Origin of the sequence: Schaedlerella arabinosiphila (assembly GCF_003885045.1) — a bacterium.
In the GTDB taxonomy this organism is placed as follows: Bacteria; Bacillota; Clostridia; order Lachnospirales; family Lachnospiraceae; genus Schaedlerella; species Schaedlerella arabinosiphila.
On the sequence record NZ_RHJS01000002.1, the window covers coordinates 5462228 to 5482552 of the forward strand.

Below are 20325 nucleotides of genomic sequence, written 5' to 3' on the forward strand. Positions count from 1 at the left end.
ATACGAACACAGAGTCGTATAGGTCATGAGCCTTGCGAGGAGCCGGATGCGGGAAAGCCGCACGTCCGGATCTGTAGAGGGGGCTGTTGCACTAATATAGTGCTTCAGTCCTATTTTTAATAAAAAATTTTCTTTATCTACATATAAAAAATAGAGCCAGATACTTGAAAAATCTGGCTCCTGTTGTAAAATAAAAATTATGCGAATTAATACTTTTATTTTACATAAAGATTATACTCGTTTTCCTCAAAATTATCAACTAGTTCTTCCACTGGATATTGAACATTTGATTCCAGATGATGATTCGGTTCGTTTGTTAAGTCAATTTATAGAAAGGATGTTTTTAGGAGATTTATATCGGACTTACTGCCGGGAGGGGCACACAAACGAACCGACACCGCGTCAACTGCTCAAGATCTTGGTTTATGGTTACATGAATCATCTCTATTCCAGTCGGGAGATTGCCGCGGCCTGTCTCCGGGATATTAATTTCATGTGGCTTCTGGAAGGGGCAAAAGCGCCCCATTATTCCACCATTGCCAGGTTTCGTACCCTGCATTTCGGTTCCTGCGCAGAGCCGATCATGGCAGAAGTGTCCCAGTTCCTGTATCAACTGGGAGAATTGTCCGGAGAAACCATTTTCATAGACGGTACAAAGATCGAAGCATGCGCCAACAAGTATACCTTTGTATGGAAGAAAGCGGTCAGTAAGAACCTGGGAAAATTATTGGAGAAACTGGCTGTTTTTGTAGAACTCTGCGAGGAGACTTACGGGATCAAGGCGGTGTATCAGAATCAGGTGAAAATGAAGCATATAAAAAAGCTACGGAAAAAATTATATGCATTGAAAGCAGTGGAAGGAATTGAATTCGTCCATGGCACTGGGAAACGAAAACATATCCTGCAAAAAAAGCATTGAGACTTTGGAAGGACATCTGAAAAAACTGAAAGAATATACGAAAAAGCTGCATATTTGCGGAACACGCAACAGTTATTCCAAAACCGACCATGACGCGACTTTTATGAGGATGAAAGAAGACGCTATGGGGAACGGACAGCTCAAGGCCGGATATAATCTCCAGCATGGCGTAGACAGTGAATATATTTCATGGCTGACCCTGGGACCACAGCCAGCGGATACCACAACATTGATTCCATTTTTGAAATCTATGGAAAGGAATCTTGGCTTTTCTTATTCAAAAGTAGTGACGGATTCCGGATATGAAAGCGAAGAAAATTATGGGTATCTGGACGGCAGTGGGATATTGCCATACATCAAACCAGCAAATTATGAGATTTCAAAAACAAGGAAATATAAAAAAGACATCGGCCGGGTAGAAAACATGGAGTATGACGAAGCAACGGATACCTACACGTGCCATAATGGGAAAAAATTACATAAGGAAAGCATCAAAAAAGAGAAAACCCGGACTGGATATGAACGGGAGACAACAGTTTATACCTGCCAGGAATGCGGCGGATGTCCATATAAGAAGGAATGCATCAAGGGGAACCACTGTAAGACCCCCTTGGAGGATCGGAACAAGAACCTGTATGTATCAAAAAAGTTGCTCGAATACCGGGAAGCAGACCTGGAGCGGATCGAAAGCGAAGAAGGGATAAAACTCCGGATGAATCGAAGTATCCAGGTGGAAGGATCCTTCGGGGAACTAAAACAGAACAGTGGATTCCGTAGATTTTTGTGCCGTGGGAGCCAGAATGTGAAAGCAGAAGCGATACTTTTGGCATTTGCACATAACATCAATAAGCTGCACCATAAGATTCAGGGAGACAGAACCGGGAATCACCTGTTTCCTTTAAAGAAAAGCGCATAAAAATAGACCAGTCAAAAGACTCAGGCCCTGTCTGGTGACAGGGCCTGGGAAAGTGCGTCCATCTAAAAAAACAACGGGGAGTACATCTCTAATTTCAATAAAAAAACTACTCTTTTTAGAAGAAGGGGCTGTTACATCCGAGATTTTTTGAACTCTGGTGCAACAGCCCCTACTCGACCCATTTCTTAGGGTAACATTTTTACATCTTTTGCGGTAGTTGACGTTTATATTGACCTTGTGTTAAAATGCCTAATAGGTGTTGTTACAGAATGTCTAATTGTATCAATTGGGATTTGAAATGAAAATAAGCTACAAAAAGTTATGAATTAGAATTGTCCATATCTGTTATTTTGATGACTTGTGAATATTTGGATTGTAAAATGGGAGATATCTGTGATGCGGTAATGACCGAATAGATATTAGAGAGTATATGATAGAAAGAATTTGCCCTAAGTGTAGGGTTCCTATGAATGGAGAAAAATGCATAAAGCCTAACTGTGGTTGCGTTACCAAAATGTCTTCTACAATTTACTGGTGTGATAAATGCAACATACCTATCTTTGACAATGTTTGTCCTATCTGTGGTACTGATGGAAAATATGTTACAACGGACTTACGCCCTGTCTTTCCAGAAGAGAACGCATTAATTTCCATCATTCTGGAAAACAATCCTGCAAGATACCAAGCCTCATCAGTTTGGCATGGAAGCGGAGTTTATATAGTAGATGGGAAAAAGATTAGACTTCCTATTACAAAAATAAACAATTTATCGATTGAACAAATAAAGCAGATTAAGGAAAAATATGAACTATTTGCTGAGAAAATAGAGTACCATTTTTTTGATAAGTTTGTGGAAAAGTTTATTCAAGCAAACGCCGATAGATATAACTATATAACAGAAGAAGCTGTTCATTTTGTTCAACAGTATAAGGAACGATATACAGTCGATGATATGATGGTCTCGTTTAGTGGAGGAAAGGATTCTACAGTTACTTCTCATGTTGTCAATAGAGCATTGGGGACAAACAAAGTGTTGCATGTATTTGGGGATACAACACTGGAATTTCCGTATACGCTTGAATATAAGAAGCGATTTAGCAAAAATGAAGAGTCACAAGGGGTTAGAGTTCTTACAGCGAAGAACAGGGAAAAAAATTTCGAGAGACTTTGCGAAGTAGTAGGCCCCCCAAGTAGAGTTATGCGGTGGTGCTGTACAGTATTTAAGACCGGAGCAATTCAGAAAACAATTTCATCTGCATTTAAAGATAAGAGTAATATTTTAAGCTTCCAGGGTATCCGTCATAGTGAATCTGTGAGTAGAAGTAAGTATGAAAGAGAAAGCGAAAGTCCTAAAATTTCGAAACAAACTGTCGTCTCACCAATTATTGAGTGGATTGATTATGATGTTTGGTTATATATATTAACCACAAAGATAGATTTTAATTATGCATATAGGCTCGGATGGACACGAGTTGGTTGCTGGTGTTGCCCCAATAATGGAGGTTGGTCGGAATTTCTTGCCAAGATTCATATGTATGACAAGTATGCTCATTGGCATGACATACTTGTGGATTTTGCAAAACAAGTTGGAAAGCCGGATCCGGAAACATATGTGAATGAAGGGGGATGGAAAGCAAGGCAGGGGGGGAATGGGCTTATCGCTGCTCAGTCATCGGTTGTTTCATTCGAGCCATGCGCAACAGATGAGAGGGCATTCAACTATGCCTTACAAAGACCGATTACAGAAGAGCTATATGAATTGTTTAAGCCGTTTGGTTATATAAATATGGAATTAGGAAATAAGCGCCTTGGCGAAGTTTTTGTTGTGGATAAGGCTAATAAAGTATTATTGATACTTCAAGGCCGAATTGGTGGCACAAAGTTAAAAGTGATAATAAAAGATATACACATTGCAAAAGCAAGAACATTGTCAGCAGCAGAGGGAAAAGTTCAATGCCAGCTTACAAAATATCAGATGTGCCTGGGATGTAAGGCATGTGAAAGTGTATGTAGGTTTGACGCTATTCATGTTAAAGATGATGGGAATGGTAAAATTTCTTATTCAATAGATGACGATAAGTGTAAGAGATGTACAGAATGTGTAGGACATTTCGATGCAGGATGTTATATGAGGAAAGTATTATGTATAAAGAGGTTGTAGTATGGCAGTGAAAAAGGTTAAATTTAAATTACAAGGCCATGAAAAGTTTGCTTTGAGAGAAGGATGGGTTAACAAGGCGCTTATCATAATTCCCGATGCGCCAGAAGTTTTTTTGAGAAAAGATGCAACAGACATGTTTGGCATCGGAAGTAACATGGTTAAATCACTTAGGTATTGGATGAGAGCTTTTGGGCTGACAATTGAAAAGAGATCGGCAGGGGTTGAACTGACAGAAAGAGGAAAACTTATTGCTAAATATGATCCGTATTTGGAAGACCCATTTACTTTGTGGATTATGCATTCTTATATTTCTAAAAATAAGGAAGAGGCGACAACTTGGTTTATGTATTTTAACCATTGTGATGCAGATGAACTGAAAAAAAGCGAGATTGAAGCTATTTTATTAAGAGAAGTAAAGAAATATGTTGCGGGTCAAAATTTTTCTGAAAAATCATTAAGTAATGATGTGGATGTATTGCTTAATATGTACAGTAAAAATAAAGAAAAATCAGATCCGGAAGATAAAGGTATTTCTCCATTTTCTCAGTTGGCATTAATAAAAAATATAGATGGAAAATATATTAAAAATCACCCTAACAAGAAGAGTTTATCGGAAATGATAGTGTTGTATGAGTTGATTCTTATGTCAAAAGATTCAGAAGGGGTTTCTATTGAAAAAGCGGTTTATGGAGAAAATGGATTGGCTAATATTTATAATTTGACAAGCGTAATGGCCAATGATTATTTTGATAGATTAGATGCTGCGGGATATATACATGTTAACAGAACGGCTGGTCTTGATATGATTTATTTTATGCAAAAAAAGCAGGAACTAAATATATTGGAAGACTATTATAAAAACCGCTAGTAGGTGATGGCATGGAAAAGATAGATTCGTTAAAGAATATTATAGAGTTTAATAGTAATTTTAAGATGGCGATAAATCTATATTTAAGTCTAAATAAGACGAATAAAGTACTGGGATATATACCAACAAAACCGTCTGTTAGCCTTATGAGTGAATATGCTAAGGCTGTATTAGAAAACAAAGAACAGGCTACATTATTGGTGGGACCATATGGCAAAGGAAAATCTCATTTACTTTTGGTCTTTCTTGCTGTACTGTCTCTTGAGAGAACATCAGAGAATACAGAAGTAATCGATAAACTCATTGAAAAGATAAGAAAAGTTGACGAAATAGGAGAGACAGCTGCTAAACAAATTGAGAGGATATGGAGTCAGGATAAGTTTCTTCCGGTATTGATTACAGATACTACGGGTGATCTGAAACAAGCGTTTTTATATGGACTGAACGACGCGTTAAAGCGCGAAAAATTATTAGATTTGATTCCAGATACATATTATTCAATTGCATTAGAAAGAATCGATGACTGGGAAAAAAATTATCTTGATACTTATGAAGTATTTGAGCAAGAAATTTCAATGTGTGGAATAAGTATGTCTGGGTTCAAGACGGATTTAAAAAAGTATTCAAAGGAAGCTCTGGAACTTTTCAAAACCATTTATCCAAAGATCACAGCAGGTAGCGAGTTTAATCCGATGGTTGTATCTGATGTGTTGCCCTTATACAAAAGTATAAGTGAAAAACTCGTAGAAGAGCATAAATACAAGGGGATTTATATTGTTTTTGACGAGTTTAGCAAATTCATAGAAAGCCAAAATGGAATGGCTGTAGGGGCAAATATGAAATTAATTCAGGATCTTTGCGAGTTGGCAACAGATTCACGAAATGCTCAAATGTATTTTACGATGGTCACACACAAAAGTATAAAAGAATATGGAAAATATCTTTCGCAGGATATTATTAATTCATTCGTCGGAATTGAAGGAAGGATTATTGAAAAATATTTTATTACTTCGTCTAAAAATAATTATGAGTTGATTAAGAATGCAATTATAAAAAAAGAAGATGAGCTTAGTAGCATTCCTCATTATGAGAATATTCTTGGAGCGACTGCGTGTCAGGAATATTATCAATTACCAGCGTTTAGAAGTAAGTTTGTTGAAAGTGAATTTGATAACATTATTCTAAAGGGATGTTATCCATTAAATCCAATTGCAACATATTTATTATTGAATATAAGTGAAAAAATTGCTCAGAATGAGAGGACACTATTTACCTTTATTTCAAATGATGAGCCTCATAGTATGGCCAGGTTTGTATCAGAACACTCTAAAGAAATGGGATGGAGTATCGGAGCAGATCTTATCTATGATTATTTTAGTTTTTTGCTAAAAAAAGAAGTTTCTAATGAATATATTCACAATATTTGGCTGAGCGCAGAATATGCAATTGAAAAATGCGAGTCGGTAGATCAAGAAAAGATCATTAAAGCCTTAGCGATTATTTTGATTGTAAATAAAGAGGATGAAATCCCAGCAACAGAAAAATATCTTAGACTATGCACAAATGTAGCAGATAGCGCTCAAACTATTAACGAACTCGAAAAAAAACAACTTATTTATGTAAAAAGTGCTACAGGTAGTTTTGTATTCAAGACAAGAGCTGGTTCAGAACTAAGATCAGAGATCAAACGACAAAGAGAGATTAAAGGGGATAATGTTAATTATTCAAAGGTATTATTGGATGTTACGGGAAAATATCATGTAATTCCTCGTAAATATAATACGGTACACATGATGACGAGGTTTTTTGTGAATCAATATATGAATGTTGATGACTTTTTAAATATTGATTCCACTGAAGCTTTGCTTAGAGGCTGTACTGGAGACGGTAAAGTTATTACATTATTTAGTTTTGTAGAAATAAAGCAGGAGATAGTAAAACAACATATTCTTGATCTCGCAGAACCACGGCTGGTTGTTGTTTGTCCTAAGAAAGGATTAAAGATTCAGAAAAAATTAAAAGAATATGAAATTATCCAAGAGTTAAGAAATAATCAGGCATTTACATCTGACAATGAGATACTGAAAAAAGAACTCCCTTTGATGATAGAAGATCTGACAACTGAATTGGAATTGTCATTAGAGGAAGTATATGAAGATGATACTGATACGAGAATTTTGTTCTTTGACGGAAAAGGGGTAAAAACTACAAAAATAGGAAATGAAGAGTTAGCAGTAAATGAATGCTGTGAAAATGTATTTACAAAGACACCGGTAATCAATAATGAGATGGTTAATCGTTTCGTTATAGGCACGGCGCAGACCAGAAAAGCAAGAATAAATATTATACATGCACTGTTATCCCATACAGATACAAAAGAATTTTATGAAGGCTCCAGTCAGGAGGCGAGTATTTACAGAGCCCTTTTTTGCGTAACAAATATTGTTAATAGTTCACCAGATGATAATATAAAGGATATGTTGCAGGAGATAAATTGCTTTTTGGATTCTTGCTCTGATACAAAGGTTTTGATGTCAGAATTGATTATACAATTGACATCGGCACCGTATGGAATGAGACTTGGATTGATTCCATTTTATTTGGCATATGTTTTGGCAAACAGGCGCGAGGATATTATTGTTTATTTTTCTGATAAAGAAGTGCAGTTAACTGCAGATATTATTGTCAATATGTGCAAGCAGCCCGAGGATTACGCAATTTATATTTCGAAAGAAGATTTGCAAAAGGAGAAATATATAAGAGAATTAAACATACTTTTTCAAGTAGAGGATAATAGAAACTTATCAGCAAATAGGATAAAAAACATTTTTATTTGTATGCAGAGATGGTTTAGAGCCTTGCCGCAGGCATCAAGAAATGCAATAGACCTTGAACGTTATGTTAAAACTGATGGCATGATTCGTGCGATGAGAGAAATTAAAAAGTCAATGCAAAAAGTAGAATTTAATCCATTTGAGAGCTTGTTTGTAGAATTTCCTGAGGCGTTTAAATCAGAGTCTTTAGAGGAAACGTTTAGGGTAATAGATGAATGTAAAACATATTATGACGACTATTTTGATTGGGTTCAGGCTGAGGCTATATCAAAAATATATGAAGCATGGGGAGGAAAAAGAAAGAAAGATTTGTTTCATAACCTGAAGGAATGGTATGGAAATCAAAGTAAAAGATCCAGACAGGGATTATACAATGGTCGGGTAACTAATTTTATGTCAGCGATTGAAACAATGGACGTATATAGTGATACTGAAATTGCAAGAAAAGTAGTTAAATCTGTAACAGACGTATACATTGAAAACTGGAATACTGGATCAATTGAAGAATTTGTAGAGGAACTGAATTCCGTAAAGAAAAAAATTGAATCTATACAAGATGAAGTGGTAGAAGGAGAGATGACACTTTCTTTTACGCGAAGAAATGGAGAACTATTTGAAAAAACATATAGTTATGCTAATGAAAGTACAGGAAGTGTGCTTAGAAATATTATTGAAGATACATTAGAGGAATATGATGACCTAAGTGTGAATGATAGAGTTTCCATTTTATTGGAGATGATTGAGAAAATTACAAAGTAAGGACTGATGGACGCTATGGTTTATTTAGATAATGCTGCAACGACATTTCCAAAACCAAGTGTCGTGTATGATGCTATGGATAAAATGAATAGAGAAGGGGCTGTTAATGCAGGGCGAGGATCATATAAGCTTGCGCAAGATGCAAGTAGACTTATTGCAGAAACGAAGGACTTACTTCGTAGACTGATATATGTGGATATATCTGCGGCTGTGATTTTTGCGCCATCTATAACGATTGCAATGAATCAGATAGTTAACGGATTGAGATTAAGAAATAAAGCAGTCGTCTATTTATCACCCTATGAGCATAATGCGGTTGCTAGAAGTATTTATGAACTTGCAAAGAAGAAAGGAATTATTGTTAAAGAGATTCCAATCAATTCTGATTTGGAAATTGATTTAGAGAAAATGAAGTATGAATTTGCAAAAGATAGACCGGAAGCAGTTTTTTGTACGCATGTAAGCAATGTTACCGGTTATATTTTGCCAGTGAAAGAGATATTTGAGGAATCAAAAAAATATAACTGTGTCAATATTCTTGATTCTGCCCAATCAATGGGATTGGTAGAAATTCGGGCAAGTTTGATGAAGGTAGATATAATAGCATTTACAGGTCACAAGACTCTTTATGGTCCGTTAGGGATAGGCGGTTTTATTAACATTTCAGGGGTTCCGCTAGATGTTTTTATTAGTGGAGGGACGGGAAGTGATTCTCTCAATCTCGAAATGCCAGACGGAAAAGAGTCAAGGTATGAATCATCCAGTTGTAATATTGTTGCTGTTGCCGGATTGAATGCTGCGCTTAAGGATATAGATCCGGTGTTTTGTATGAAACGTGAGAAGGAATTATCGGATTATCTGATAGACAAGTTGTCTTCTGTGAAAGAAATTAAAATGTATTTACCTGAAAATCTTAAGCGGCATGTTGGGATTGTTTCATTTGTAGTTAAGGGATTTAATTCAGAGGACATCGGAACAATTCTTGATGAGGATTTTGATATAGCAGTAAGAACAGGTTACCATTGTGCGCCATTTATCCATAAATATTTAAAAGATACTGGAACTCTAGGAACGGTGAGGGTCGGGTTGGGACAGTTTTCTACGATGGATGACATAGATAAACTTGTAGCGGGGATGAAGGAGATTATAGATGCGTAAATATACCGATTATATGTTAAAATTTAGTCAATCGGATTTACGTAGATATCTGGGACAGGATATGATTGACTTGTTGATTGAGTGGCTGCCTAAAGGAGACACATTGCTCACAAAACAGCGGATGGTGAGTATGATTGATTCTCTTTATGGAACATCGATCTTAAAAGAAAAGCAATTCAGAAAAGACCTACTTCAGTGTATGAGGACAACAGAGATTTTGGGGATAAGGGATGAATGTCTTTCTGGCTTTGAAAAAGCGGAAACAGATCCGTTACGTATAATTGATATTGTAGCGAATAAGCCTTGGAACAGAAATGCAGTAAGTGCATATCTGCTAAAATTGTGGGATGTTCCAGATTCTGTGTTTGATAAAGAAAAAGATGATACCATAATTGAAAACGTGATTGCTTCCCCGGAAGAGCAATTTTATGAGCTGTTGGACTATCAATATTATATAAAGCAAAGAGTACTCAATAATCTGAATTCTGGACATTTACTTGAGCGGATGTTGGTGCATATGCCAACGGGGACCGGTAAGACAAAAACATCGATGCATATAATAACAAACTACATAAATTTCACGTTAGAGAAAAATGGTGTGGTGATTTGGGTTGCGCATACAATTGAACTTTTGCAGCAGGCATACGATACATTTGTATCTGTCTGGAGTCATTTAGGAGATGGACAGATAAATACCTATAAATTGTGGGGAAATAAAAATATAAGCAATACGAATACTCCACTGAGCGGAATTGTATTCTGTGGATTATCAAAATTAATGTCAATTGTGTCTTCATATCAGGATTTATATGAAAGATTAAAGAAGGACTGTAGATTAATTGTTTTTGATGAAGCGCATAAGGCAGCAGCAACGCAGACGCAAAAAGTAATTGAGGGATTAATGCGAATGCCTTCTGGATATGAGAATAGAGCATTGATAGGCTTAACTGCTACTCCGGGTAGAACTACCGAAGATTCCTATGATAATAACTTGTTGACTAACATGTTTGGTAATAAATTGATTTATATTGATTCCGATATATTAAATCAAATAAATTATGGAAAACTAAAGGCATTAAATATTGTTGCTGAAACAAATATTATCAAGTATTTTCAGGATAGACACATACTAGCTAAAATGCATCCTTGGAGATTATCATATCATAAAGATTTTTCTGAACAGGAACTCAAAATTTTAGGTGGAGCTCTCAGAGACTTGGGTTATGATGATAAAGAGTATACTGCTGATCAGCTGAAGGTTCTGGCAAGGAATAAGGAACGAAATCTGGAAATTATGAGGCAGTTGCGGCAACTTCGGCTTGACAAAAAACCAACGATCGTCTTTGCTTGTTCGGTTGATCATGCCAAAATGTTATCAGCAATGTTAATGCTTGAAGGGATTCCTAATAGCCTGGTTTTAGGAGAGATGGCTCCAATGGATCGGAAACGTGCAATAGAGGCTTTTAAAAAGAAGGATTCCGGTGTGGACATTATCATTAATTATGAAGTGTTAACTACGGGTTTTGACTCAAAGAATATTAAATGTGTTTTTATTACTCGGCCGACACATTCAATTGTTCTTTATAGCCAAATGCTAGGGAGAGGACTTAGAGGGCCGCTTATGGGCGGCAATGAGGAATGCACACTTATAGATATAGATGATAATTTGCAAATGTTTGATAATGAGACTGCATTTTCTCACTTTAATGATTACTGGAGAGTTTAGGAGGAAGACATGGGAAAAAGCATTGTGGATATTAGAAATATGGGTGACGCGCTTAGAAATACTGGCTATAAAAACATTGAGAGCGCTGTGTCTGAAATAATTGATAATTCCGTAGAAGCAGGGGCAGAAAATATTTTTGTTATTTTGCGGGAAGGAGTTGCCGCTTCTGGAAGAAAAGTTGTTACAGAGATCGGTTTTTTGGACAATGGGGAGGGTATGAACTCCGATGTTTTGGGAAGCTGCTTAGGTATTGGAGCATCGACACGTCAGGCAAGAAAAGGGATGGGGAGATTTGGAGTCGGATTGCCACAGGCTTCATTATATGCTTGTCCTGAAATTGAAGTGTATTCTTGGCAGGGAGGCGTAGAAAATGCTCAGAAAGTATATCTTGATATCAATAAAATAAAAGATGGAGAGCAGACGGAAATTGAAGATCCTATACAGGAAGCAATTCCTGAACCATACGCTTCCTATATCAGATATCAAACAATGCTTGAAGCATATGATTTTTCACAATCGGGAACATTGGTTATCTGGAAGAAATGTGATCGAATTAATCCTAAGACACGTGGCCCATTAACAGAAAGATTAGAATTTAGTTTGGGACAAAAATTCCGGTATTTTATACATGATGAAGTAAGCAAAATAAAAATAGTTTGTGATGAAAATCCAGATGCCGCAATTGATATAGTGCCTAACGATCCATTATTTTTGATGGAGGATAATTGCGTGCTTTGTGATCCTGAGGAACCAAAACATATATATAAGGCGGGACAGAAAACGAATATAGAGGCACCTTTTGAATTATATACAGCAAAAGGAACTGGAACAGGAGAGGTAGAGATTCCAATCAAATATATTAATAAGAATGGGCATTTAGCGACATCGCCTGTAACAATAAGATTTTCAATTGTAAAAAATAAGTTTTATGATAAAACAGCATTTCCTAATGGAGATCCTGGCAATTATAGATTAGGGAAGCATGCTGCAAAAATGGAGGGCATTTCTGTAGTAAGAGCAAGGAGAGAAATCGATTTTAGGCGTTTTGATTTTTATAGTGTAATTAATAAACCACAGCATAGATGGTGGGGATGTGAAATTATTTTTGAGCCAGAGCTGGATGAGGTATTTGGAGTTTCAAACAACAAACAGTATGTTGAACTAAAGAAAGTGGATGTTAATGATTTGGATTCTGATGAGGTTGATATTTCACCTATTTGGGATCAATTGGCGGCAACGATTATTCCCACAATAAAAGCCATGTATGCTCAAAATGAAGAGACTAGAAAAAATACAAGAACTTTTGATGGAAATAATAACCCTAGTACTGAAATAATAAATACAGTAGAAAATGATCCGGCAACTACAGATTTTGATGAAGAAGACGAGGATGTAGATGTACCTTCGGCAGAAGAAGTTGCGGAGACAGGTAAAGAGGAATTAAAAGAGCTAGGGTATGAAAATCCGACAGATGAACAGGGGACTGCGTTTATCAATAATTCTGTTAATTTTGTTTACGCTGATAAGGGAGAAAGAAGTCCAGCATTTGATTATAAAGCTGTTCTTAAAACAACAGTTATTACAATAAATACAAGCCATAAATTTTATACATCGTTCTTAAGTAAAATATATTCAAATGCAGAGGTAAAGATAACATTTGAATTATTCCTGGCTTCTTTAATTCAATCAGTGCGAAAGACGGACTCATATCAACTGGTTGAGAATGACAGGCTTATGACAACTTGGTATAATCGTTTGAATAATTATATTTCAGAGCAGCTTAACCCAAGAAATACACAGTAGAGGATGAATTTTATGTCTATACTTATTTCAGATGAGATATTAGATTCGGTAAGAAGAGAATTAAAGGGTGCATTATCTTCTGTACAGATAATTACAGCTTATTGTAAAGAACCTTCTTTTTTGCATTTAGATGGCTACATAAATGATGGAGTTAAGGAAAAACGTCTGCTTGTCAGATTCAGAATGGATGATATTCTGAAAGGAAGTACCGATTTCTCTATAATAGAATGTGGAATAAGAGCAGGCTGGCAAGTTTATATTTGTTTTGACTTGCACGCCAAGACATATATTATTGATAATAAGAGAGGATTAATTGGCAGCGCAAACGCAACTAACTCAGGGCTGAGTATTGGAAAAAATAGAAATATGGAAATAGCGACTTTGGTTGATATAGAACCAAAGGATGTTGAAAAGATCAATAAGTTGTTTGATGATGCTATTTTAATAGATAGTGCGCTGTTAAGAAAGCTAAAATCTCAAATAAATGCAGTAGGGAAAAACGGACAACAAGAAATTTATAGTTGGGATGCGTCGATAACGACTATGTTTAATCCTCATATTGATACTTTATTTTCATATGAACTACCTGAGGACTTTAACTTAAGAAATGGTGAATATTTTTCTTTTTTAGATGAAACATATAATGGAGATATTGTAAAATTTAAGGAATTATTTAGATGGAGCAATGCATATTTATGGTTATTAGCTATATTAAAAGAAAACAAAGGGTGTTTATATTTTGGCACATTAGCTGAGAAATTACATAATATACTTATTTCCGATCCTAAGCCATATAGAAGAGATGTGAAACAGATGTTAGCAAATCTTTTGAGTTTGATAGATAAATTAGGTATGGAGGAAATCGTGATTGACCGGCCTAATTATTCTCAAAGAATAAGTTTGAGAAAATAGACAATTGTGAAAGCACTTATGGATATTTAAAATCCTGAGGTGGTACAAGAAGAACAAATTGTCAAAAGTAATTGTAAAATTGAAGGGGGGATATTTCATTTTGGTAATTGAGAGCGTTATGTTTATGTGATTATAGTAGTTTGAGAAATGATTGTAAATGGTAAGTAGAAAAGGAGATATAAGTATATGAAATGGGAATCATATTCGCATCCGATTTCGGATGTACGTGATTGGGCGGACAATGAACGTCTTGAATTAAGACCAGATTTTCAAAGAAATGAGGTATGGACACAGGCGGCACAGATTATGTTGATTGACACAATTTTGAAGGGGATACCTATTCCAAAGATATATATTAAGTCAATTGTGAAGAATGAAAAGACATATAGAATTGTGGTAGACGGACAACAACGCTTGACGGCTATTTTAAAGTTTATTCGTGATGACTTTCCATTAAAAAAGCCATATCAAGGCGCATATTTTAATATGAAATATAGCGAATTGCCAGAAAGCGTTCATGACGATTTTATTCGTTATAAGATTGATATTAACGAGATATTTAATCCATCGGACGAAGAAATCAGAGATCTCTATTCAAGAGTGAATAAATATACGGTGCAATTGAATAAGCAGGAGCTTAGAAAAGCAGATTTTCCGGGAGATTTTATTTCACTTGCGGAAAAAATATCTGAAAATTCGTTTTTTGATACTTCAAAAATTTTTAGTGTAAAGCAAAGAAGAAGAATGTTGGATGTTGAGTTTATTGAAGAACTATTAGCGATAACATTAGAAGGAGTACAGGATAAAAAGGACTATTTAGATAAAGTATGCGAAAAGTATATTATTTTGGATAATAAGGAAGATATTGAACAAAAATTTCTTGGAGTAATAGAAGACATTTCGCAGATTTTTGATTTGGAAAAATTCCCGATATGCGATACCAGATTTAAACAGAAATCAGATTTTTACTCTCTGTTTGCATGTGTTTTGCAGTTGAGAGAAGGAAAAGAACTGCGGATTGAAAAACTAGAAGAAGTACGTAATGAATTAAGAGTAATGGATGAATACATCGGTCCTCAGTCAGACAATGACGAGTATAGGGAATACGCTACGCGTTGTCTAAGTGATGCTAATTCTATTGCTAATAGAAATTGGAGAACGGAATTTATGAGAAAAAGAATGGCTATTCTTTACGAGGGATGATTATGGAACTTTACTTAAAGGAAAATAGAGTGTTCTTTTTTGAGGGAGAGGAAGTTGTAGCAAATTCAGGACATAGCTATGAAATTAGTGATAGATTAGGTGCAGGTGGAAATGGGGTTGTTTATGAATGTATTGACCAAAATGGTTTACTTTATGCGATAAAGTTTTTACTTCATTTTACAGAAAAAAGTAAAAAAAGGTTTAGGCAAGAAATTTCATTGATGAAACGATTACATCATCCACATATTATAAAATATATTGATGATGGATTCATACAACTAAAACAACTTAAAAAAAATGGACGATCTTCCCAAGAACAACAAGCATTGTTTGTAATTATGGAAAAAGCAGATTTGAATTTAAAAGATTTTTTGTCTCAAGCATCTAAAATACCCTATGATATCTATGCGCCACAATTTCGTGGATTATGTGAAGCTTTAACGGAAATACACCAATTTGCTATACACAGGGATATTAAGCCGGAAAATATTCTGGTAAAAGGCGAAACGTGGGTTTTAAGTGATTTTGGGTTGTGTGAGTTTGTGAATGCGGATGAACATTGTGATATAACAGGCGAAAATGAAAAAATTGGTCCTGTTTTTTGGATTAGCCCTGAGGCTGTAAATAAATATTATTTCGGGACGAATAATATAGGCGCATATTCAGATGTTTATCAATTGGGAATGATATTTGCGTTTGTATTAATGAAGAGGTTTCCGGGGGGCATATTGAGTGAGAATGATTTTATAGGGACAGATGAATTTATTGGAAGCGTTATTTTAAAGACTTTAGCTAATGACTATACAAAAAGACCAGAGAATGGTAAAGAATTATTGGAATTGATTAACGATGCAACAATTAATAGATAGTCGTTGAATTGCTTTCACTAAAGGAGCACACAAGTCCCTTTATCTGAATATATAATTTGAATAAGTGTACAGCTTAGCCTGCTTTATAGGAAAATTCGACTTTTTGTGAGGAAGAAAAACGTATCCTTATGGTGGATGATTCATGTATTTTTTTCGTGGCTCCTCTACGGATAGCTGCATGTAAATGTACTCCTTTGTTTTTCTTTTCAGTGTACCACAGACAGAGGAAGCTGTGAAGGAGGCTTGGCATGTAGAAGCCCGCTGATACAGTTCTTCAAAAGAAACTCGCTTATGATTATAATACAGCTCCAGAAGAGCATGGTGGTGCCACAGTCAGGGCATTTTAAAGGGTTGTAGCTGAAAGAAATAAAAATACATTTTCTCCATTCAAGGTAGTCCAGGAAAAAGAGGTGTTTTTCTTTTGAAATGGCATGGTGCAGTTTTTTATCCGATTCACGGTGGCGGGCATAAAGACCGCCATAACGGATCATCTTAAAGTGTTTTTCCGGGATATGTCAGATGAGCCGCTCAAGAAATTCAATAACGGGGAGAGTTTCTTCTACATAAGCATTATCTTCGTGGCGGTTATAATGAAACGTGACAGTCTTCCGTTATAGTGGTCAATGCGTGAGTTGGCGTTGACAGGGCGGCCGAGATATTTAAGAACGGTATTAGGGTCACATTTGTTGGGTTTTGAATAAAGAAAATATGACTCGAAATATCATCAGCCGTTCCATATCTCTGTCATTAGAAATAGAAGAATATATAAAAGTACGGACTAGTTGTATATGGTTTTAAAACAAAAATGTGTAAAAAAATGCCTATCCTGTCTGCAAATGGGATAGGCGGTGTCTGTACCCTGAAAATCAATTCTATTTTCTAAAAATCACTTCATTCTAATACGGAACACCGGATCAGGCCCGAACAGCGCATGATTCACTGCATCCTCCCGTCCCCCGTAAGCCAGATAACAGGAACACCGCTTTCTGCGGCAGGGCATTTCTTCAAAAAGCCCTTGCGGATGTTCATACCAGTTTTTCCCGGAAGCCGCACTGATATTGCATCTGCGGACCGTTCCATCGGCTTCCACAAACAGACGGCTGCGGCACAGGCTTTCATCTGCAGGGACGGGCCTGATCTCCCGGTAAAAATACGGGTCAATGGATGAAAAACGTTGAAACTCATCCTCTGTGTAAGAACGCCCCAGACCGTCCATTGCATTGATCCACAGATAGACTTCCCGGGGAAGCATTTCACGGAGTCTTTGCAGCACTTCCAGATTCTCCGGTACCCCTACGGCGCCGGCGCAGAACAGGATACCTTCCCTTCTGAGCGCGGCACATTTTTCCGCAAATTCCCCGCAGCTTGTCATTTCCGGATGAAATGTGGCCCAGAGACGCAGCTTTTCCCGCACGCCTCCTGCGTGTTCGAAGATTTCCAGGGAACGGACGATGGAAAAGCTCAAGTTGGTCTGGGATCCCGCCGCATCTATGGCATCCAGCTTTGTAAGTGCGCCTAATCCCTCCCAGTACCAGGGGTGGATCAGGGCTTCCCCGTAAGGCACGACCATTAAGGCGCGGATGTTCAGCGCTTCGGCTCTCTCGTTCAGGCTTTCACAGAACCGAAACCAATGCGTCCGGTCTTTTTCCAACTCCCTCTCCGAGCACCGATGCTTGGAAAAAGGACAGTAGCCGCAGTGATAATTACAGCTTTTTAAGCTGCCCCGGTAAAGGATGGTTCGTCTGTCCATGAGCTGCCTCCCATTCCGTCATTTTTTCCCGGATCTGCCGGGACATCAGTTGGGGCCCCAGATAATCAGACAGGCCAAGCCCCGCGTCTGTCAGCGACAGCCAGTCGGCTTCCTTCTTTTCATACGCCAGATATCCCTTCCCAATCCATTCTGAAAGCAGAGGGAAATCTTCCAGCGCATCCGAGCCGAAATGCTTCCGATACCGGTTCGTATCCAGACCCGGACGGATCAGAAGGTGCCGGATCACATATCTGCGCCGCTGTTCCTCGCTGGAAAGTATGATCCCATGGGTGACAGCCGTAAAATCCCGGGTGTTTTCATATGCCCTGAGCTCCTTTAAGCAGTCCTGTCTCGTAATGGCATACGGGGTGCAGAAATGCAGATCGCCCACATAACTCCGCCCGCCGCATCCCAGCGCCAGAGAGCTGCCAAAGCCGCACTCTGAAAATGTCCTGTCGTCGGAACCGCTTTTTGCGCAGCGCTCTGCCAAAGCTCTGTTGCCCGTGCAGTTGTCCGAAAATACGCTGCCGTCTGCGCAGCGCTCTGCCAAAGCTCCGCTGCCCGTGCAGCGATCCGAAAATACACTGCCGTCTGCGCTGCCGCTCTGCCTGCCAACCGATGCCCCTCCCCCAAGACATTTCTCCCGGCGCCGCACAAACCGCCGCATGGAATCCTGCCGGTAACCCTCTGACCGCAGAAAGCTGCTTGCCTCCCGATATTGCAAATAAGCGTTCTCAGGCTCCAGAACCATTCCGGCTCCAAGCTCCTTTTCCAGCCCGGCGCCGTGTTTGATATAAAGGGGATACAGGAAAATCTCCTGGGGCCCGAAGGACACCGCCTTTTTCAAGGATTCCAGAAGAGAACGGGTCTGCTGTCCGGGAATCCCATAGATAAAATCTACATTGACGCACGCAAATCCAAAGGAAAGCAAAAGCTCCAGGGCTTCCAGGGCCTTTTCCGCGCTGTGGCCCCGCCCCAGGGTTTCCAGCTCCCTGCCGCAAAAACTCTGGATTCCCATGCTGACCCTGGTGACGCCTCTGTCCCTTAAAAGACGCAGTTTTTCTTTGTCTGTCTGGTTGGGGGCCGTTTCGATGACAATGCTTCGATTTTCCTCAAAATCCAGATAAGCTTCTGTCATGGAAAAGACCCGCTCCAACTGCGCCGCGGTGAGAAGCAGGGGCGTTCCGCCCCCGATGGTAAAATCCGAAAACCGCGCGCCTGCCGGTTCCAGAATCCGGCGGTACTGGCCGAGCTGACGTTCCACCGCATCCAGATACATTTCCATCTCGTCCGCACCGGCTCCGGTGACGGAAAACAAGTTGCAGTAGCCGCATTTTGTCTGGCAGAACGGGATATGCAGATACACAGAGTGGCCCGGCCCCGAAAACCTGTCGGCATATTCCGAAAGATGAATCCCCGTCAGCGGCCGGTATGCCGTTTTGTGGGGATAACTGTACATATATTGAATATACGGATTCATGGCAGCTCCTACAGAAAGAAATGTTTATAGGGGACCGTGTTGACAATGGGATGATTGATCCCGTGGAACTGGCAGCCATCCTCGCCGTAGCAGGTTCCATGGTCGGAACAGCAGATCACAAAGGCTTCGCCCCGCTTTTCCTTCCAACGGTCAAACAGACGCCCCAGTTCCCCGTCCACATAGCGAAGCGCCGCCCCGTGGCTGGCCGCGGTATCATAAGAACTGCCTTCCAGATAGAAATAGTTGGGATAATGGATGGCATCCACATTGAGGTACATGAAAATATTCTGCTCCGGGTCTGCCCCATCCAGTTTTTTCAATAGAAAGTCTACCTGGTTTTTGGTGCTGTCCTTTACCCCGCAGCCGAAAGACGGGTTCCAGTAGCTTTTCCGGAAATATCCGGGAAATACCTTTCCAAGATCCGACCGTTTATCAAAAAAAGAGACGCCCCCTACACACCATGTATCATAGCCTTCCTTTTCCAGCCCTTCCATGATCGTACCGCCGGAAAAACCGTAAGCTCCCCGGGGGGCTTTTTTGCCCATGCCGATCTGTTTGGGAAAAAAGAGCATCTCCCGGTCAGCCAGATTTTTGGCGTCGCAATCCGCCGGCAGGAACCCGGCAAACATGGCGTGATGGGACGGCCAGGTAAAATTCCCCGGAGCCTGGCATTTTTTCCAGGAGCCATACCGGTTCAGCACCGGAGTCGTTCCCTGGGCTTCCTCCTTAGCAGCCACGTCATACCGCAGGGTATCCAGACAGACCAGCAGGATATCCATCTTCCCCACTACCTGATTCATATCCACGGAAGGCTGTCTCTGCCCCCTGGAAGAGGAAAAGAGCCGAAAAGGAACTTCCCCCGCATTTTCCGCGGCCTTTCCCTGGCCGTTCAAGTATTCTGACTCTTCTGTTTTTGCTGATCCGATTAAGTTTTCTTGAATCTCCATGTTCTTCTCCATCGCTGCTT

The 20325-nt window shown here is 38.7% G+C and carries 12 protein-coding genes and 2 pseudogenes; 10 read left to right on the forward strand and 4 right to left on the reverse strand.

Annotated features, from left to right (window positions below; translation table 11 throughout):
- The first annotated feature begins 199 nt into the window (after positions 1-199).
- From EBB54_RS32570 to EBB54_RS25790, 10 genes and pseudogenes are all read left to right on the forward strand, one after another.
- Positions 200-1835: pseudogene (locus EBB54_RS32570) on the forward strand (IS1182 family transposase).
- Positions 1836-2301: 466 nt separating this feature from the next.
- A complete protein-coding gene (locus EBB54_RS25750; protein ID WP_125129551.1) occupies positions 2302-3996 on the forward strand; it encodes a phosphoadenosine phosphosulfate reductase domain-containing protein in 1695 nt (564 codons plus the stop codon).
- 1 nt (position 3997) lies between these two features.
- Complete coding sequence (locus tag EBB54_RS25755) at positions 3998-4864, forward strand: DUF4007 family protein (protein WP_125129552.1); 867 nt, start codon at positions 3998-4000, stop codon at positions 4862-4864.
- 11 nt (positions 4865-4875) lie between these two features.
- The gene (locus EBB54_RS25760) at positions 4876-8457 is read left to right on the forward strand and encodes a hypothetical protein (RefSeq protein ID WP_125129553.1); all 3582 of its coding nucleotides are present in this window, start codon (positions 4876-4878) and stop codon (positions 8455-8457) included.
- A 15-nt stretch (positions 8458-8472) separates the two neighbouring features.
- Positions 8473-9615 carry an aminotransferase class V-fold PLP-dependent enzyme gene (locus tag EBB54_RS25765; protein WP_162307206.1) on the forward strand — a complete coding sequence of 381 codons (1143 nt, stop codon included), beginning with the start codon at positions 8473-8475 and terminating at the stop codon, positions 9613-9615.
- A complete protein-coding gene (locus EBB54_RS25770; RefSeq protein ID WP_125129555.1) occupies positions 9608-11341 on the forward strand; it encodes a DEAD/DEAH box helicase in 1734 nt (577 codons plus the stop codon). The genes EBB54_RS25765 and EBB54_RS25770 overlap by 8 nt, the downstream gene beginning before the upstream one ends.
- A gap of 9 nt (positions 11342-11350) precedes the next feature.
- Entirely contained in the window at positions 11351-13144 is a 1794-nt protein-coding gene (locus EBB54_RS25775) for an ATP-binding protein (RefSeq protein ID WP_125129556.1), read from the forward strand.
- A gap of 12 nt (positions 13145-13156) precedes the next feature.
- Positions 13157-14056 (forward strand): phospholipase D-like domain-containing protein, encoded by a 900-nt coding sequence (locus EBB54_RS25780; RefSeq protein ID WP_125129557.1) that lies wholly within the window; start codon positions 13157-13159, stop codon positions 14054-14056.
- 186 nt (positions 14057-14242) lie between these two features.
- Positions 14243-15259, forward strand: a complete 1017-nt coding sequence (locus tag EBB54_RS25785; RefSeq protein ID WP_125129558.1) for a DUF262 domain-containing protein — start codon at positions 14243-14245, stop codon at positions 15257-15259.
- 2 nt (positions 15260-15261) lie between these two features.
- The gene (locus EBB54_RS25790; RefSeq protein WP_125129559.1) at positions 15262-16128 is read left to right on the forward strand and encodes a serine/threonine-protein kinase; all 867 of its coding nucleotides are present in this window, start codon (positions 15262-15264) and stop codon (positions 16126-16128) included.
- A 255-nt stretch (positions 16129-16383) separates the two neighbouring features.
- On the opposite strand, the pseudogene EBB54_RS32670 reads toward EBB54_RS25790, so the two are convergent.
- From EBB54_RS32670 to EBB54_RS25805, 4 genes and pseudogenes are all read right to left on the reverse strand, one after another.
- Positions 16384-16837, reverse strand: a pseudogene (locus EBB54_RS32670) (transposase); the annotation flags it as partial.
- Between the two features lie 177 nt (positions 16838-17014).
- Positions 17015-17878, reverse strand: coding sequence for an STM4011 family radical SAM protein (locus EBB54_RS25795; RefSeq protein WP_125129560.1), 864 nt, complete (start codon positions 17876-17878; stop codon positions 17015-17017).
- Entirely contained in the window at positions 17832-19358 is a 1527-nt protein-coding gene (locus EBB54_RS25800; protein WP_125129561.1) for a radical SAM protein, read from the reverse strand. The genes EBB54_RS25795 and EBB54_RS25800 overlap by 47 nt, the downstream gene beginning before the upstream one ends.
- Positions 19359-19366: 8 nt before the next feature.
- Positions 19367-20317 carry an STM4013/SEN3800 family hydrolase gene (locus tag EBB54_RS25805; RefSeq protein ID WP_125129562.1) on the reverse strand — a complete coding sequence of 317 codons (951 nt, stop codon included), beginning with the start codon at positions 20315-20317 and terminating at the stop codon, positions 19367-19369.
- Positions 20318-20325: the final 8 nt, after the last annotated feature.

Bases quoted from the DNA above. Each gene is read 5' to 3' on its own strand.
- EBB54_RS25805 (WP_125129562.1), bottom strand. From the start codon at position 20,317: ATGGAGAAGAACATGGAGATTCAAGAAAACTTAATCGGATCAGCAAAA.
- EBB54_RS25795 (WP_125129560.1), bottom strand. From the start codon at position 17,878: ATGGACAGACGAACCATCCTTTACCGGGGCAGCTTAAAAAGCTGTAAT.
- EBB54_RS25790 (WP_125129559.1), top strand. From the start codon at position 15,262: ATGGAACTTTACTTAAAGGAAAATAGAGTGTTCTTTTTTGAGGGAGAG.
- EBB54_RS25780 (WP_125129557.1), top strand. From the start codon at position 13,157: ATGTCTATACTTATTTCAGATGAGATATTAGATTCGGTAAGAAGAGAA.
- EBB54_RS25785 (WP_125129558.1), top strand. From the start codon at position 14,243: ATGAAATGGGAATCATATTCGCATCCGATTTCGGATGTACGTGATTGG.
- EBB54_RS25775 (WP_125129556.1), top strand. From the start codon at position 11,351: ATGGGAAAAAGCATTGTGGATATTAGAAATATGGGTGACGCGCTTAGA.
- EBB54_RS25800 (WP_125129561.1), bottom strand. From the start codon at position 19,358: ATGAATCCGTATATTCAATATATGTACAGTTATCCCCACAAAACGGCA.
- EBB54_RS25760 (WP_125129553.1), top strand. From the start codon at position 4,876: ATGGAAAAGATAGATTCGTTAAAGAATATTATAGAGTTTAATAGTAAT.
- EBB54_RS25750 (WP_125129551.1), top strand. From the start codon at position 2,302: ATGAATGGAGAAAAATGCATAAAGCCTAACTGTGGTTGCGTTACCAAA.
- EBB54_RS25755 (WP_125129552.1), top strand. From the start codon at position 3,998: ATGGCAGTGAAAAAGGTTAAATTTAAATTACAAGGCCATGAAAAGTTT.
- EBB54_RS25770 (WP_125129555.1), top strand. From the start codon at position 9,608: ATGCGTAAATATACCGATTATATGTTAAAATTTAGTCAATCGGATTTA.
- EBB54_RS25765 (WP_162307206.1), top strand. From the start codon at position 8,473: ATGGTTTATTTAGATAATGCTGCAACGACATTTCCAAAACCAAGTGTC.